The organism is Leisingera sp. NJS201, from assembly GCF_004535885.1.
Classification (GTDB): Bacteria; Pseudomonadota; Alphaproteobacteria; order Rhodobacterales; family Rhodobacteraceae; genus Leisingera.
Window position 1 is genome coordinate 751,221 of sequence record NZ_CP038234.1, and the last position, 16,589, is coordinate 767,809.

Annotated in this window: 16 protein-coding genes; 12 read left to right on the forward strand and 4 right to left on the reverse strand. The window is 61.2% G+C overall.

All coding sequences use genetic code 11. From position 1 onward, the window contains the following. Positions 1-234: 234 nt before the first annotated feature. Together petA and ETW23_RS03670 are read left to right on the forward strand one after the other, a co-directional pair. Positions 235-783 (forward strand): ubiquinol-cytochrome c reductase iron-sulfur subunit, encoded by a 549-nt coding sequence (gene petA / locus ETW23_RS03665; protein WP_205879936.1) that lies wholly within the window; start codon positions 235-237, stop codon positions 781-783. Positions 784-898: 115 nt separating this feature from the next. Then, positions 899-2,052 (forward strand): IS3 family transposase gene (locus ETW23_RS03670; RefSeq protein WP_254695136.1). Its coding sequence is split into 2 segments (ribosomal slippage): positions 899-1,177 and positions 1,180-2,052, totalling 1,152 coding nucleotides; the frame shifts between segments, so codons are not numbered across the junction. Positions 2,053-2,242: 190 nt separating this feature from the next. On the opposite strand, the gene ETW23_RS03675 is transcribed toward ETW23_RS03670, so the two are convergent. Then, positions 2,243-2,440: a heavy-metal-associated domain-containing protein gene (locus tag ETW23_RS03675; RefSeq protein WP_027258020.1), complete on the reverse strand. Its 198-nt coding sequence runs from the start codon at positions 2,438-2,440 to the stop codon at positions 2,243-2,245. Between the two features lie 177 nt (positions 2,441-2,617). On the opposite strand from ETW23_RS03675, the gene ETW23_RS03680 reads away from it, so the two are divergent. The 8 genes from ETW23_RS03680 to ETW23_RS03715 all read left to right on the forward strand — a co-directional run bounded on the left by ETW23_RS03680 (position 2,618) and on the right by ETW23_RS03715 (position 12,263). After that, entirely contained in the window at positions 2,618-5,128 is a 2,511-nt protein-coding gene (locus ETW23_RS03680; protein WP_134829155.1) for a heavy metal translocating P-type ATPase, read from the forward strand. 23 nt (positions 5,129-5,151) lie between these two features. Beyond that, on the forward strand, positions 5,152-5,553 hold the full coding sequence (gene cueR / locus ETW23_RS03685) for a Cu(I)-responsive transcriptional regulator (RefSeq protein ID WP_134829156.1): 402 nt from the start codon (positions 5,152-5,154) through the stop codon (positions 5,551-5,553). Positions 5,554-6,635: 1,082 nt separating this feature from the next. Next, on the forward strand, positions 6,636-6,860 hold the full coding sequence (locus ETW23_RS03690) for a hypothetical protein (protein WP_134829157.1): 225 nt from the start codon (positions 6,636-6,638) through the stop codon (positions 6,858-6,860). Next, complete coding sequence (locus ETW23_RS03695; protein ID WP_134829158.1) at positions 6,860-8,320, forward strand: TolC family protein; 1,461 nt, start codon at positions 6,860-6,862, stop codon at positions 8,318-8,320. Before ETW23_RS03690 ends, ETW23_RS03695 begins: the two co-directional genes overlap by 1 nt. A gap of 14 nt (positions 8,321-8,334) precedes the next feature. Then, on the forward strand, positions 8,335-9,693 hold the full coding sequence (locus tag ETW23_RS03700) for a multicopper oxidase family protein (RefSeq protein ID WP_134829159.1): 1,359 nt from the start codon (positions 8,335-8,337) through the stop codon (positions 9,691-9,693). A gap of 41 nt (positions 9,694-9,734) precedes the next feature. Next, the gene (locus ETW23_RS03705; RefSeq protein WP_134829160.1) at positions 9,735-10,430 is read left to right on the forward strand and encodes a copper-binding protein; all 696 of its coding nucleotides are present in this window, start codon (positions 9,735-9,737) and stop codon (positions 10,428-10,430) included. Positions 10,431-10,530: 100 nt separating this feature from the next. Continuing rightward, on the forward strand, positions 10,531-11,826 hold the full coding sequence (locus ETW23_RS03710) for an ABC transporter ATP-binding protein (RefSeq protein WP_205879938.1): 1,296 nt from the start codon (positions 10,531-10,533) through the stop codon (positions 11,824-11,826). Continuing rightward, positions 11,823-12,263, forward strand: a complete 441-nt coding sequence (locus ETW23_RS03715; protein WP_134829161.1) for a cytochrome c — start codon at positions 11,823-11,825, stop codon at positions 12,261-12,263. Before ETW23_RS03710 ends, ETW23_RS03715 begins: the two co-directional genes overlap by 4 nt. Positions 12,264-12,303: 40 nt before the next feature. On the opposite strand, the gene ETW23_RS03720 is transcribed toward ETW23_RS03715, so the two are convergent. Then, entirely contained in the window at positions 12,304-13,587 is a 1,284-nt protein-coding gene (locus ETW23_RS03720; RefSeq protein WP_058284630.1) for an MFS transporter, read from the reverse strand. Further along, a complete protein-coding gene (locus ETW23_RS03725) occupies positions 13,574-14,602 on the reverse strand; it encodes a lysylphosphatidylglycerol synthase domain-containing protein (protein WP_167738072.1) in 1,029 nt (342 codons plus the stop codon). Before ETW23_RS03725 ends, ETW23_RS03720 begins: the two co-directional genes overlap by 14 nt. Before the next feature lie 89 nt (positions 14,603-14,691). Here ETW23_RS03725 and ETW23_RS03730 point away from each other — a divergent pair, with 89 nt between their 5' ends. Beyond that, positions 14,692-15,117 (forward strand): MerR family DNA-binding protein, encoded by a 426-nt coding sequence (locus ETW23_RS03730; RefSeq protein ID WP_134829163.1) that lies wholly within the window; start codon positions 14,692-14,694, stop codon positions 15,115-15,117. A gap of 217 nt (positions 15,118-15,334) precedes the next feature. Then, positions 15,335-16,009, forward strand: a complete 675-nt coding sequence (locus ETW23_RS03735; protein WP_247676973.1) for a hypothetical protein — start codon at positions 15,335-15,337, stop codon at positions 16,007-16,009. Between the two features lie 212 nt (positions 16,010-16,221). Here ETW23_RS03735 and ETW23_RS03740 read toward each other — a convergent pair whose 3' ends face one another. Continuing rightward, the gene (locus tag ETW23_RS03740; RefSeq protein ID WP_247676972.1) at positions 16,222-16,563 is read right to left on the reverse strand and encodes a copper-binding protein; all 342 of its coding nucleotides are present in this window, start codon (positions 16,561-16,563) and stop codon (positions 16,222-16,224) included. Positions 16,564-16,589 lie beyond the last annotated feature (26 nt).

The window sequence follows — 16,589 nt, forward strand, 5'->3', positions numbered from 1 at the left end:
TGAGCTCCCGTCCGGGACCGACGGACAGATGGATGGGTGCCGTCTCACGGCATCTTGAAAGTAAGCGGAAGCTCCTTCGAAAATTGCCATACCCAGACATGGGATGAGCACGATGCGTCGCCAAGGCGAAGCCAATCGAAGCACAAAAAGGACTGGAGAGGGGGGGCACTATAACAGTTGGGCACAGCCGCTGAGGCTCGCCCGGCTGTCACTCAAATGGAAGGGAGATTGACAATGGTACAGGACAATGCCCATCCGGAACATTCCGGCCCCGGCACCCGGCGCGACATCCTTTACTATGCAACGGGAGGGACCGCAGCCGTGGCAACAGGAGCCGTCGTCTGGCCACTGATCGACAGCATGAACCCGAGTGCAGATGTATCGGCGCTTTCGGTTGTGCAGGTCGACCTTGAGGGTGTCGAGCCAGGCAGCCGGATCACGTTGAAATGGAAAGGCAAACCCGTCTTCATCGACCACCGGACCGAAGTCCGGATTGCTCAGGCGCGCGCGGATGACGCAGAGACGCTGATAGATCCGGAATTGGACGCCGAGCGGGTACAGAAGCCCGAGTGGCTGATAGTGGTCGGCGTGTGTACTCACTTGGGCTGTATCCCGTTAGGCCAGGGAAGTGGCGATCCGACTGGCGGATACGGGGGATGGTTTTGCCCCTGTCACGGCTCGCACTATGATACTTCCGGCCGTATCCGAAAGGGCCCGGCTCCGCGCAACCTGGATGTGCCGACCTACGAATTTGTTACCGACACGCTGGTGAAGATCGGCTGATGCCGCGGAATTCTGCTGTGGTGCTTTTGCCTGTTGTGAGCTACCCCTGAATTTCGGACACTGACGTAAGCTACGAATTGCTGTCTGTTGATCTTCGACGCAGAGGAGATCAGAGATGTCGAAACGGAAGAACCATTCGCCTGAGTTCAAGGCCAAGGTCGCGCTTGAGGCTTTGAAGGGCGAGCGGACTGTTGCAGAGCTGGCAAGCCAATTTGGCGTTCATCCGACGATGATCCACAGCTGGAAGCGGGCGCTCCTGGAGGGCGCGTCCGGCGTGTTCGAGCGTGGCGGCAAGAAAACCCCGGAGATTGACGAAGAGCAGGTCAAAGAGCTGCACGCTAAGATTGGGGAGCTGGCCGTTGCCAACGATTTTTTGTCACGAAAGCTCAAACCGTGGATCGGCAAGTGAGGCGGAAAATGATCGAGCCTGCCAATGCCAATCTGCCCATTGGCAAGCAGTGCAAGCTGCTGTCGATCTCGCGGTCGTCGTTCTATTATCAACCCAAAGGCGAGACGGCTCTGAACCTGATGCTGATGCGTCGGATCGACGAACAGTTCCTGGAAACGCCGTTCTTCGGTGTGCGGCAGATGACTTGGCATCTGCGCAATGAGGGTCATTTGGTGAACGAAAAGCGGATCAGGCGGCTGATGAGGGTGATGGGGCTCATGCCGATCTACCAGAAGCCCAACACCAGCAAGGCAGCGAAGGGACACAAGACCTACCCCTATCTGCTGCGTGGTCTGCGGGTGGGGCGCCCGAACCAGGTCTGGGCGGCAGACATCACCTATCTGCCAATGCGCAAGGGGTTCCTGTATCTGGTGGCGATCATTGACTGGCACACCCGCAAGGTGCTGGCCTGGCGCATCTCGAACACGCTGGAAGCGGACTTCTGTGTCGAGGCGCTGAACGAGGCCATCCACAAGTTCGGTCCGCCCGAGATCATGAATACAGATCAGGGCAGCCAGTTCACGTCCTTCGCCTGGACGGACAGGCTGCGGCGATCCGGTGTGCGCATCTCGATGGATGGCAAAGGCCGGTTCCTCGATAACATCTTCGTCGAGCGGCTCTGGCGGAGTCTGAAATACGAGTGCGTCTACCTGCACGCTTGGAAGACTGGATCAGAGGCGAAGGCAGGCGTCGGCAGATGGATCGAGTTCTATAATCGAAAACGCCCACATTCCGCCCTTGGCGGCAAGCCTCCTGCCGTGGTCTATTGGCTGAGAAAAGACGAAACCCAACCTGGTCAGCAGCGGCAGAAAGTAGCTTAAATTACGCCAGATCCTGTCCAACGATCGGGGAGTAGCTCAGTTGTGCGAAGGGCAACGGAACTGTCGAAGGACTGATGGCTGCCCGGAAAGCGCTGGCGAAACCATGGCTTGTTCGGCAGCGGGAACGCAGGAAAAATGTGTCCCGAGCCAGAAACAAGGGTGCCGCCATTAGCGGCACCCTTGAACAGTGTCAGCAAACTTCGGAAGCGTAGCCTTCCTCCTTGAGCGCCGCCTGGATGCTCTCACGAGCAGCTTTGCTTTCGATCCGGACTTTCCGCGCACCCATATCAAACTCCAGTGTCGCGCTGCTGTCCAGGTTGGTGACTGCTTTCTCAATTGCCGCTTTGCAATGGCCGCAGCTCATGTCGTTGATCTTGAATGTGATCATGCTTGGTTCTCCTTGGTTCCATGCCAGCCGCTACCGGATTACCGCACGGGAAGGTCAAGCGGGCAATGCACTGTCAATCACCGGATGAAATTTTTGCAAGCAGGCAGGGGAATTATCATTGACCTTCCAGTCACTGGAAGCCCCATATAGCTGCAAACAACCAGCTTTGGTGATGAAATGACACAGAACGAAACAGTCCGGTTCCAAGTTGAAGGCATGAGCTGCGCATCCTGCGTGGGACGCGTGGAACGCGCGCTGCAGGCCTTGCCCGAAGTCACCGGTGCCACGGTCAATCTCGCGAACGAGACTGCGCAGGTCAGCCACGACGGGTCGCTCTCTGCCGCTGGCCTGGCTGCAGTGCTGAAGGAGGCCGGATATCCCGCTGTGACCGATGAAGCCACACTGGAAGTCCAAAACATGACCTGCGCCTCCTGTGTCGGCCGCGTGGAACGGGCGCTCAAGGCGGGAGCGGGGGTTTTGGACGCCGCCGTCAACCTGGCTACAGAAACCGCGACGGTGCGGTTTGCAGCAGGCGCCACAACACCTGCCGAACTTGCAGCGCTGGCTACGGCAGCTGGGTATCCCGCGCAGCCGAAATCCAGTGTGCAGAACAACGCAGAAGAGCGCAAAGTGGAGGAAGCCCGGCAGCTGGCTCGGCGGACGCTCTTTGCAGCCGTTCTTGCCCTGCCGGTGTTCCTGATCGAGATGGGCAGCCATGTGATTCCAGGCATGCATGAATTCGTAGCGGGCGCGGTCGGGATGCAGACCAGCTATTTCCTGCAATTCCTGCTGACCACGATCGTCCTGTTCGGGCCGGGCCTGCAATTCTACACCAAGGGCTTTCCGGCTCTCCTCAAAGGCGCGCCTGACATGAATTCGCTGGTGGCACTGGGCACATCGGCGGCCTACGGGTTCTCGCTGGTGTCGACCTTCGCGCCCTCTTTGCTGCCTGCGGGGACGGCCAATGTCTATTACGAGGCCGCCGCGGTGATCGTCGTTCTGATTCTGCTGGGCCGGCTGCTGGAAGCCCGGGCCAAGGGCCGCACGGGCGAGGCGATCCGCAAACTTGTCGGGCTGCAGGCGAAAACCGCGCGGGTTGAGCGTGGCGGCGAAATTGCGGAGCGCGCGGTCGAGGACATCGTGGTGGGCGATATCATCCACGTGCGGCCGGGCGAAAAAATCGCGGTCGATGGGGTGGTTCTGAGCGGCTCCTCTTATGTCGATGAAAGCATGATCACAGGTGAGCCCGTCCCAGTGCAGAAATCCGCAGGCTCCGAGGTCGTGGGTGCCACTGTGAACGGCACCGGCGCCTTGACCTTCCAGGCGGCGAAAGTGGGCAGCGACACCATGCTGGCGCAGATCATCCGGATGGTCGAGCAGGCGCAAGGCGCAAAGCTCCCGATCCAGGGGCTGGTGGACCGGATTACCGCCTGGTTCGTGCCCGCCGTGATGGCGGTTGCAGTGCTGACGGTTGCTGTCTGGTTTCTGTTCGGCCCGGATCCCGCGCTCAGCCTCGCTCTGGTCGCAGGGGTAGCTGTACTGATCATTGCCTGCCCCTGTGCCATGGGTCTTGCAACACCGACCTCGATCATGGTCGGGACCGGCCGTGCCGCCGAAATGGGCGTTCTGTTCCGCAAGGGGGACGCGCTGCAGCTGCTGCAGGAAAGCACTGTGGTTGCGCTCGACAAGACCGGCACGCTTACCGCTGGCCGGCCGGAGCTGACCGACCTGATCCTGGCCGGCGGCCAGGTCGAAGAAGAGGTGCTGCGGCTGGTCGCCGCCGTAGAAAAAAGTTCGGAGCATCCAATTGCCAAGGCTATCGTTGCGGCAGCGGAAGCGCGAGGGATCAAGCTTCCGGACGCCGACAGCTTTGACTCAATCACCGGCTTTGGCGTCCAGGCATCGGTCGGAGGCCGTCAGGTGCTGATCGGCGCGGACCGGTTTATGGAACGCGAAGGCGTGTCACTTGATGCGCTGGCCGGACAAAGCGATGCGCTGGCCAGCAAGGGCAAGACACCGCTTTACGCTGCTATTGACGGACGGATTGCCGCCGTGATTGCCGTGGCCGACCCGGTCAAGCCGACAACGCCTGGTGCCATTGACGCGCTGCACAGGCTGGGCCTCAAAGTTGCCATGATCACCGGCGATAACGCCGTAACGGCTCAAGCAATCGCAAGCGATCTGGGGATTGATCATGTGGTTGCCGAAGTGCTGCCCGAAGGCAAGGTTGCGGCGCTTGACAACCTGCGTGCGGACGGCAGCAAGCTGGCTTTTGTCGGGGACGGTATCAATGATGCACCGGCCCTTGCCGCTGCGGATGTAGGTATCGCTATCGGCACAGGAACCGATGTGGCCATTGAGACTGCGGATGTGGTGCTGATGTCTGGTGACCTCAACGGAGTTGTTAACGCCTTTGCAGTAAGCCAGCGCACCATGCGCAACATCCGGGAAAACCTGTTCTGGGCGTTCGGCTACAATACTCTCCTGATCCCTGTCGCAGCGGGGGTGCTATACCCATTCGGTGGGCCGTTGTTGTCACCGGTGCTAGCAGCAGGCGCTATGGCACTGTCCAGCGTATTTGTTCTGACCAATGCGTTGCGCCTGCGCTGGATTAAGCCAGCGGCAGGAAAGCACCATGTGGTAATCAGAGGGCCGAAAGCCGCATTGCAGTCCGCGCCAGCTGAATAAGGCTGACCGAAGGGAGAAATAGCATGAATATCGGGGATGTTGCAGAACGGTCGGGCGTGCCGGCCAAAACCATCCGATATTATGAGGATATCGGATTAGTCAAACCCACGCGCGGTCGCAATGGATATCGCGAATTCGAAGAGAGAGAACTGCACCGTCTTGCATTTATCGGTCGGGCCCGGTCACTTGGGTTCACGATTGAGGACTGCCGTGACCTATTGGCGCTTTATGATGACGCGTCCCGCGCCAGCGCCGAAGTAAAGCGCGTTGCGGAACAAAATCTGCAAGAGATCGACGCAAAAATATCAGGTCTGAAAGCCATGCGAGACACACTCAGGTACCTTGTTGAGCAATGCTCTGGCGACCATCGGCCCGATTGCCCGATCCTGAAATCGCTCAGCAACGGCCCCGCTCACAACTTATGAACAAAATCAAAGGGCGTCCCTCGCTAAACCGCGGGCACTAGTGATGGGCCCACAGGGCCGCAAGGGTCATAAAGCCTGTCATGCGCCAGACTACTGCCTACCGGTCTTAGGCCTGTGATCAGTGTGGAAATTACTTCGGTCATGCAGCAGCAATCAAGCCAACCCAGGGTACACCCGGCATTAGTCCTCGAAATGCATGTCAAATTTGCTGCGCAGCTCACTCCGGCTAAATTTTCTGTAGAGTAGTGATCGAAGCCGGCCTTGTCTCCAGCCGCTGGCAGACAGGGCTTACCATCTGGAAGCTAGCTTGAAAGCAAGCCGGTTAGGCCACATTTTGCATGATATTATGTGTGAGGCGTCGAGGCATGCACAGTCTCCGAAAGCTGACGGATCTCTGCGGTTGTTTCGCACCCTTCACTTAACTGTTGCTTCTCAAATGTTTCCGGTTTCGGTCACCCCTCCCGCGCGGGAAGGTTTGCTGGAAGCAATGCATGCATTGGCGGAATGTTGCGCAAAATCCAGAATTTCCTTAGAGGCACGGAAATTTGTGCAATTGATGCATCATTCCTGCCTTGACGCGGGCTACTCCCCTTGTGAGAAATGTCCGCATGGCGTGTTTGGCACATATCTTCCGGCTGGTCAGGGTGGCTGCTGTATTTACAGTGATCCTTGCGCTGGGGTTTTCATTGCCATCCGCTGCGCATTCCCTCGCTGACCATCACGGCAATGCTGCGGTTTCGCAGAATGGGCACAGTCATGCCGATGCTGCCATCTTAGACGTAGCGCATGGCGCTTCCCAGACCGGCGCACACGATTCCCCGGGCGACCCCGGAAACGCCGCCGACGCGGGGAACTGCTGCGCAGGTGCCTGTATGGCACTGGCCGTGCTGTCCTTGCAACCGGGTGAGTTTGTCCTGAAGCGCCCTGTCCGTTGGAAGCTGGCGCATGCTCAGCTGCCCTCCCATCCCCGGCTTGCGCTGCTGCGTCCCCGAGAACCTGAGTTTCTGAACCGTTTATGCGGGCACTAACCAACTCCTGCACGCAAGTGCAGGAAACGTGCAGATATTCCTCAGGAACACCATATGAAATCTTTCTTTCTGGCCGGGGCGGGTGCCCTGCTGCTGGGGGCGTGCGCCAAAGCACCGGCGGCGCTGCCTGATACCGCAGCCTTGCAAAGTGCCGCCGCGCAATCCGGCCCTTACCGCACAATGAATTACCAGTCCCCCCTCGCAGGATTTGAAACCTACGAGCCGAGCGGCCCCGCGTCCTGGCGCGGCGTCAACGAGCAGCAGCAGGAGAATCACTGATGTCAGCGAAAACTTGGCGCGTCCTCCTGGCGTCGCCCCTGGTGCTGGCCGCCTGCTCGGCTGCGGTGCCGGAGAAATACACCAGCCCGCAGGCCGGGTTTCAGGAAGTCGCCGGCCAGACCTCTGCCGCCATCGGAAAGCGCACGGCCTTCGCCCAGACACAGGCCCAGAATGAGGCGCTGGCCAAAGAGGTCCGGCAGCTGGTGCAGGGCAAGACGATCTCTGCCGATACCGCGGTGCAGGCCGCGCTCTTGAACAACAAGGGTCTGCAGGCGTCTTTCGCTGCGGTCGGCCTATCGGCGGTGGAGACCTGGCAGCAGATGACACCGGAAAACCCGGTGGTTTCGATCGGCCTGATGGGGATCGGCGCGCCGGAGCTGGGCCTGTACCGGGCGCTGGAATCCACCATCGCCGTGAACCTGCTGGACGTGAAGACCCGCAAGCAGCGCATTGCCGTGGCTGAGGCGCAGTTTCAGCAGGCCCAGCTGAACGCGGTGAACGACACTCTGGCGCTGGCGGGGCAGACCCGGGAGGCCTGGATCAATGCGGTGGCCGCCTTTGAGCGGCTGAGCTATCTGCGCCAGGCCAGCGGAACAGCTGCAGCAGGGGCGGAGCTGGCCAGCCAGCTGGGCAAGACAGGTGCGCTGAACAAGGCGGGACAGGCGCGGGAGTTTGCTTTTAATGCGGAGCTTGCGGGGCAAGTTGCCCGCGCCCGGCTGGAGGCAAAGCTCGCCAAGGAGGAGCTGACCCGGCTGATGGGCCTGTGGGGCAGCGATGCCAACTACTATGTGCCGGACGCGCTGCCGCCGCTGCCGAAGTCTCTGCCGCGGGTTTCGTCGATCGAGACGGCGGCATTGCGCAACCGCGTCGATCTTAAGGTCGCCAAGCTCGGGCTGGAGGCGCAGGCCCGCGCTTTTGGTCTTACCGACCGGACCCGGCTTGTCACCGACCTGGAGCTGATTGCCGGTGCCGAGGCAGAGCGCGAGCGCGAGGACGGGGAGACCCGCACCGAAACCCTGCCGCAGTTGGAGCTGGAGTTCGCAATTCCAGTATTCGACACCGGCAAGGCGCGGATGCGCAAGGCTGAACTCAGCTACATGCAGGCGGCCAATACGCTGGCGGAACGGGCGGTGAATGTCCGCTCGGAGGCCCGCAGTGCTGAGCTGGCGTATCACTCCTCCTATGAGATCGCGCGCCACTACCGAGATGTGCTGGTGCCTCTGCGCAAGTCGATCGAGGAGGAAGGGCTTCTCAGCTATAATGGCATGATCACCAATACCTTCGAACTGCTGACCGACGTGCGCGAAAAGCTGTCCAGCTCGCTGGAGGCGGCCAATGCCAAGCGCGACTTCTGGCTGGCGCAGGCCAATGTCACTGCCGCGATCTATGGCGGTGGCGCAGGATCGGCCCCGCAGGGCGGCGGCGCGGAGATCGCCGCCGGCGGCGGTGCAGGCCATTGAAAGGAACAACTGACATGATGAACCGACGTCAAATGCTTGGGGCCGGTGCCGCAGGGGCTGCGCTGGTCTCCAGCCAGGCCTGGGGCCAGACCTCCAACATGGGCCTGCCCGATGCCGCCACAATGGACACCGCGGCGACCCAGCCGCCGCTGGCCCCCTCCACGGGGCCGGACTACAACCCTGTGGTCACCCTGAACGGCTGGACGCTGCCGTTCCGGATGAACAACGGGGTGAAGGAGTTCCACCTGGTGGCCGAACCGGTCGAGCGCGAGCTGGCCGACGGCATGATCGCCCATCTGTGGGGCTATAACGGCCAGTCCACCGGCCCCACCATCGAAGCGGTGGAGGGCGACCGGGTCCGCATCTTTGTCACCAACAAACTGCCGGAGCATACAACGGTGCATTGGCACGGGATGATCCTGCCCTCCGGCATGGACGGGGTTGCCGGTCTCAGCCACCCGGGCAACCCGCCAGGCAAGACCTTTGTCTACGAGTTCGACCTGATCAAGTCCGGCACTTTCATGTACCACCCGCATGGGGACGAGATGGTGCAGATGGCGATGGGCATGATGGGGATGTTCATCGTGCATCCCAGGGATCCGTCCTTCATGCCGGTGGACCGGGACTTCCTGATCATGCTCAATGCCTTCGACATCGACCCAGGCTCCTATGTGCCGCGGGTGATGGAGATGACGGACTTCAACCTGTGGTGCTGGAACAGCCGGATCTTCCCGGACATCGACCCGCTGGTGGTCAACCAGGGCGACCGGGTGCGGGTGAGGGTCGGCAACCTGACCATGACCAACCACCCGATCCACATGCACGGCTATGACTTCGAGGTCACCTGCACCGACGGCGGCTGGGTGCCGGAAACAGCCCGCTGGCCGGAGGTGTCGATCGACATCCCCGTCGGCGCCATGCGCGCTTATGAGTTCGACGCGGTGCATCCGGGCGACTGGGCGATCCATTGCCATAAGTCGCATCACACGATGAACGCGATGGGCCATGACGTGCCCACCTTCATCGGCACCGACAAGCGTAAGCTGACGGGCCAGATCCGCAAGCTGCAGCCCGAATACATGCCGATGGGCACCGCAGGTATGGCCGACATGGCCGAGATGTCGATGCCGCTGCCCGACAACACCGTGCCGATGATGGCTGGCTGGGGCCCGTACGGGCCGCTGGAGATGGGCGGCATGTTCTCGGTCGTGAAGGTGCGCGAAGGCATCGATGCAAACGACTACAGCGACCCCGGCTGGTACGAGAACCCGCCCGGCACCCAGGCCTATGAGTGGACCGGCGAACTGCCGGACTTTGCCCGCGCCGAAGACGCGCAGACCCGCATTACCCCGAAACCAACCGCCAAAGGCTGAACGGCCCCAGGCACCCCCCCAAACCTCACGAGGAGACAGACATGAACAAGATCCTTTCCGCAGCCCTGATTGGAGCTCTATCCGCTGCGCCGGCCTTTGCCGGCGGCACCCACGGCGGCGGCCATGGCGGCATGGAAGTGGGCAAGCCCGGCGATGCCGCCCATGCGGACCGGGAAGTCGCCGTCACTATGAAGGAAACCGATGACGGCGAAATGCTGTTTGAGCCGTCCAGCTTTTCCTTTGCCAAGGGCGAGACGGTCAAATTCGTGATCACCAACGCCGGAGAGCTGGAGCATGAGTTTGTGCTGGACACGGCAGAGCGCAATGTCCACCACAAGGAGCTGATGGCCAAGATGGAGATGGAGCATGACGACCCGAACTCGGTGCGTCTGGACCCGGGCGCCAGCGGCGAAGTGGTCTGGACCTTCTCCAACCCCGGCACCTTCGAGTTCGCTTGCCTGATCCCCGGCCACTACGAATCCGGCATGCACGGCCCGGTTGCCGTGCTCGAAGGCAGCGGCGGCACCTTCACCGCGGGAACGGTCAAGAAGGTCGATCCCAAGTCCGGCAAGGTCACCATCATCCATGAGGAGCTTGTGGATCTGGACATGCCGGCGATGACCATGGTGTTCCGGGTCGCCGATGACACGATGCTGGAGCAGCTGAAAGCCGGCGACGCGATTGAGTTCGTCGCCGAACGGGTCAAAGGCAAACTGACCCTGACCGCCCTGAAATAACCGGTGGCGGAGGCCGCCCGCCGGCCTCCGCCTTTTTCAAACCCCAGCGGTCCCAGCCAGCGCCCAGGAGCAGAAAAACACTTACTTTTCGGCGCCGCTGGTGAACATCAGACAACAGGCAATCATTCACGCGATGCTGGATCTGCATACTCTCACACACGACGCCGCGGGCGCTTTCGGGTTCTGGTATGATGATACCGCACCCGGATGGCTGCACCCGGTGATGCATCTGGTTCTGGTGCTGGCGCCCGCGCTGCTTGTGCTGACCCTGGCAGGTCAGGCCGCCTGGCTGCTGCGCCAGCGTTTTCTGCGGGGGCGGGTGCCGTTTGCGCCGCCCCAGTTCGCGGCGGGCGGTCTGGAGCCGGGATTGCCCCGCTATATCCTGCGCACGACCGGGCCGCAGCAGAAGATCCTGATCCTGTTCAGCCTGACAGCGATGCCGATCCTCTATCTGACCCTAGAGCTGCCCAAGCAGATCGTGAACCGCGTGTTTGAAAATGGCAGCAGCCCGGTTGTGGTGTTTGGAGCCGAGCTTTCGCAAGTTTCGCTGCTGTTTCTGCTTTGCGGCGCCTATCTGGCGGCCATCACGCTCAACGGTCTCAACAAATACTGGCTGAACATCCGCAAGGGCCTGGTTGCCGAAAGCTTCGTGCGCCGGCTGCGGCTGGCCATCTACCGCCAGTGGAGGCAGGATCAGCCCGCGGAGCGCCAACCGGCCATCATGCCGGTTCTTGGCCCCGAGGTTGAACCTGTCGGCGGCTTTGCCTCCGAACTGCTGGCCGTCCCGCTGCTGCAGGGCGGAACACTGGCTACGATCCTTCTGTTCATGTTTGTGCAGGATCCCATCCTCGCCGCGGCTGCGCTCACGGTGCTTCCCCTCCAGCTGATCATCGTGCCGCGGCTGCAGCGGCGGGTGAATGCGGTGTCCCGCAAACGGATCCGCGAGATGCGCCTTCTCGGCGGGCACTTGGACCGGCAATTACGGGCGTCCGGGCAAGGCGCGCTGCCGGTTGCGCGCAGTTTCCGGCAACTACAAGAACTGCGCCTGCAGATTCACCGGCTGAAATTCCTGGCCAAGGCGATCAACAACTTCCTGACCGCCCTGACACCCTTCCTGTTCTATTCTCTGGGCGGATATTTCGTGCTGCAGGAGCGGGTCTCGCTGGGCGCGCTTGTGGCGATGCTGTCCGCCCACAAGGAGTTTTCCTCACCGCTGAAGGATCTGTTCCGTTTCTATCAGCAAAGCGAGGATGTGCGGATTCGCTATCAGGAGATCCGCGCTTTCGCGTCCGGCTCCCGCGGGGCGCCCGGACCGGCGGCGGCAGCCCGGAACCAGTACGGCCCTAGCCCGGCTCACGGCAATTCATTCACCTATGAAAGAAAGAGACCATCATGAACAAGAACCTTGCCATCGCAGCTGCCGCAGCCGTGTTAGCGGCGGCGGCCTTTTTTGTGTACAACAGCGCCGGCGGAAACGATGCGACCGCGCAACGCTCTGTTCTGGAGCCCAGTGCGCCGCTCACCGCGGTTCAGTTGCCACCGGAGTTGAGCGAAACCGCAGTGATCGGCAAGCGCGCCTTTGACGCGGTCTGCGCCGATTGCCATGGAGAGAATGCTGCGGGGCGCAACGGCATGGGGCCGCCGCTGGTCCACAAGATCTATGAGCCCTCGCACCATGGCGACGACGCCTTCTTGCTCGCCGTCCGCAACGGCGTGCGCGCACATCACTGGGATTTCGGAAGCATGCCCGCTCAGCAAGGGCTGACCGATGGCGACGTCAAAGGCATCACCCAGTACGTGCGGGAGCTGCAGCGTGCCAATGGCATAAATTAATCCGCCGGGTCGCCGGGCCAGAGGCAATGTGGATGTGGGATCAAGGTTCGGCCTCCCCGGCCAGCCGGTCCAGTTGTTTCAGCACCGCAAACTGGGCAAGAGCGGCGGTGATTGCCGCCGCAAAAACCGCGGGCGTGGCGATCAGGCTGACGAGGATGGCGCCCAGCAGGGGGGACAGGGCGGCAGGTGCAGCGAAGGTGTTGAACCACGCTGAATAGGCAGGACGTCGGTCATCCGGCGAGATTTCCATGAGAAAGCTCAGGTAGCTGATAGTCACGCCATTCATCATTGCGCCGATGACAAGATAAAGCGCCGCAAAGCCCAAAATTCCCGCTCCGGCGGCGAGCAGGGCAAGCATGAGGGTGGGCGCCAGGAGGCGGAGGAGCGTCACGCACCACAATAATGGCAGCTTGCCCATGCCGTCGCCGATGCGGCCCCAAAGCGGGTTCGAGACCAGTGCTCCTGCGGTCTGCGCGGCCAGGAGCGTGCCAACCCCGGCCAGCCCGATTCCGCTTTCACGTGCAGCTACGATGTAGAAGGGCAGCGCCATCAGCGTGGCGGAGCCAAGCCAGTGAAAGATCAGAAACAGGCGGAACGCGCGGTTCTGCCGGAAGGTGACCAGCCCCTCGCGCAGGAAGTCAGCCGCTCCCCCGTTCCGGGCGGCGGGACGCCTGCCGGGCGATGAAGGTGGCTCTCCTGCCGAGACAAACAGTGCTGAGGATAGGAACATCAGCGCCGAACCCAGCGCAAACATGAACGCATAGGCCTGCAACGGGGGCATCACTTCGAGGGCCAGACGCAGCGCCCCCGCGGCGGCGATGGCGAGCAGCCCGCCGCCGAAGAACCGCCACGCCAGCATCCGGCTGCGGCGGCTGGAGGGGATCGCACGCCCGACGATATCGTTGTATGGAACCGCAACCACACCGCTGATACAAGCATAGACAGTCCAAAGCGCAAGAAAGCCAGCGGCGAGCGGCTCCGGCGGCCAGTCAACTTGCGGCCAATCCGCTCCCCACCAGAGCAGAAGAGCGATGGCTCCGGCTGCTGCAGCCCGGCCAAAAGCACCAAAAACATAGAACGGCATCCTGCGCTTGGCGCGTTCGGCGAGGTAACCCACCGGCAGCTGCGGCAGAAGCCATCCCAGCCGCAGCACGGCGCTGGCATAGCCGACGGCCAGCGCGCTGCCTGTCAGCATGTGGGTCAGGCTGGCGACAACCGTTGCGCTGTCCACTGCCGCGGATCCGCCCTGAAAAGCAGCGCCCGCACCGGCAATCCGCCAGAACCGCCGCCGGCGTACGGCTTCTTGCGCTTCATGGCCCGGCATTGCCTGTCTCCGCCTTTACACGCACATGGCGGATGTCGAGACCCGATTGCCAAAGCACAACAAACCCGATGCCGACCACAAGGATAATCGTGAGGATATAGCTGAAGAGGATCATCAGAAGCGCAGGCTCGTCAGCAACCCCAAGCGCCTTGAGCGCAAAGCCCGCTCCGAACACAAAGCCCGCCGGGATCCGCACGAACCGCCCGAGGACCATGGCAAAGCCTGCGAATACCATCAGAAAGAGGTAGTCCCAGGGCCCCAGGAGTACTCCCACCGCAAGTCCCGCCCAAAGGAAATGCGTCGCCGCCACCAGCTTGCCCGCGACGGCCGCGATGATCGCCGCGATGCGCCGCTTGCGCGCCCTTGGCCAGACGATGCCCGCGCCAAGTGATGCCCGCAGCCCCGGACCGCTCGCGCCCATCTGCCCGGTGATCCAGTCGAAGAGGCGGCATATTAGCAGTTCCTCGCGGTTGAAGAGGCCACGGAAACGAAAGAGCACCCAGAGCAGCCCGCCGAAGAGCAGCAGATTCAAGGCACCCGCAACGCTAAGGCCTAGGCGCAGATCCCCCTCAATCTGCGGAATGCGTCCCGCAGCAGCCACCGCTCCGGCAAAAAGCGCAAACACGACTCCGTCGAGAAATCTGGCGATGACTGCTGTCGAAAGCACCGTGGCCATTTTCAATCGGTGCAGGCGCGCGACCAGCCAGGCTCGCACTAGCGGGCTGATACCCAGCGGTACAAGCACGTTCACGCCGTATCCAGCGAGCAGCGCACCTGTTAGTGGCAACGAGCCGACCGGTTTCAGATCATAAAGGATTTGCCGCCACTTCCAACCGCTCAACAGCTGTTCAAGCAGGATCGTGGCCGCCAGCACAGATAGCCAAACCGGATTGGCATGGCGCAACCCGTCAAGGAAGCGTGGGAAGTTGAGGCTCCCGTACAGTTGGAAGATCAGCCAGAGCGCCAGTGCTGCACCGAAGACAGGAAGAAGCCAGCGTTTGATGAAAAGTCCCATGCAAATCCCGCTTGCAGCCCCGCTTGCCGGATATGCTACCCTCTGTATCATGGTACGGAGTCAATGGTCGATCCTGAGAGGAGGCTGCCATGGCAGCTCTGACGATTGGAAAAGCCGCTCGTTCGGCGGGGATAGGAGTGGAAACTATTCGTTTCTATGAGCGCAAGGGGCTCATCCGCCAGCCGCCGCGGCCAACCGCCGGCGGCCCGCGGGACTATGGCGGGGGAACGCTGCAGCGGCTCAGGTTCATTGCCGGGGCCAAGCGGCTCGGCTTTTCGCTGGCAGAGACCGCCGGCCTGCTCGCGCTTCTGGAAGCGCCCGGCGCGAGCTGTAAGGACGTGCAGGCGCAGGCAAAAGCCAAGCGCGGCGAAGTTCAGGCCAAAATCGAAGGTTTAATCCGCATCCGGGATTCGCTTGACCGCCTCCTTGGTGCTTGCCCTGGAAAGGGAAGTCTTGCGGACTGCGCGATCCTCGAGGCAATTGAGAGTGCTGAGAACTCAGGAGGCACTTCCTGACAAGAGTACTAGTTGATGACGATGGTATGATAACTGGCTGTCAGGGACGGAAGCAGCTTCGCTGCCGCAGCGGATGAGTGCTTTCGTCAATGCCGTTCTCTGCCCGCCGTTTCCTGAATATATTGACGGATAACCTAACTGGTAGAACAAAACGTTCTGAGGACTATGAGCGCCGCCCATCGGCTTCGTGCCGGAATGGGTGGCAATGCGCTGTGCAATGAATACATACTTCAGCATCAACATGCCTGCCTGGAAATTTGTCCGCAACACATTGGTTGTCAGTTGTGCAGGCCTGTTTCCGCTACTGCTGCTCTATATCGCCCTCACGCCGGGCTTCGGGGCATTGCTATTGGAAAGTGGGCCCGCGTTCAGCCGGTTTCTGCGGCAGGTCGTGACAAATGGTTTACTTGTTGTATTTGCCGTCAACTACGTGAGCTTCTTTCTTTTTGCCGTAAGGACCGCCAAGAAGCGTGAAGCAGCCGTGCCGGCCCGTATCCTCCTGATCGACCTGCCTGCAAGGGTCGTCATTTTCGTCCTGTTGCATGGAGTAATATATTTCATTTCGGCTGACTGGTTCGGCTCGTTCGGAGGGGATCACTGGCAGGCGTTGCAGGTGGTTGGGCCCACACTTGTCCGGTCCGCCTTTTTTGAGAACATTTCCGGTGTTTACCTTTACGCGACGCTGGTCAGCGCCTTGCCCCTATACGCAACAGTGATCGACAGCAGTCTTGAAAGGTGCTCCGGGCGATGGGAATGGCTGCGCGGCTTGGTATGCAAGCTGCCGGGCAAGCTCGGGCCGATCCTGCTTGCGCTGGTTTTCTTCGCAATATTCACACTGGCTTTGACGGGTGCCGCAGCGGTGATCATGAAACTGCAATCGGTTTGGATTTGAGGCGCACGGATCCTTCAGCACATGAAGTGCAGAGCGGGTTTGGGCGGTGGCGGGCAATACTGCAACGGCTGGCAGCGCCGCCGCAAATGTGAACGCCGCGCATGACGGGTGATCCATACCGGTTTTACCGGTGGCACCGGATCAGCAGCGCGGCGTTCAACGCCTCGAGGGCGGGCTTCGGGGCTTCAGGTGCGGTTTCGATGCCGCGCCGGTCAATTCGGCATCATGGCACCGATTGCATACATTCCGTCAGAGCCCTTGAGCAGCATGAGGGTAACCTTGTCGCCGGGTGCAACGTCTCCCATGATTTGCGCGTCGGCCAGGAGTGGCAAGTCCATCGTCATGCCGGGCCAGCCGATTTCGGGAATGGGGTCGTGGCTGACATTTGCGGAGCCATCGCTGATTGAGTTGACGAGGGCGGTGGCGTGTACTGCGCCCTCCATTTGGCTATCACTCATGTGCATGCCGGAGTGATCCATACTGTGGGTTGTTTGAGCGAATGCGCCGCTGGCGCAAAAGGCAAGGACAATACTGGCGAAGGTGAAGCTTTTCATTGGATATCCTCTCAAGGGTTAGAGTT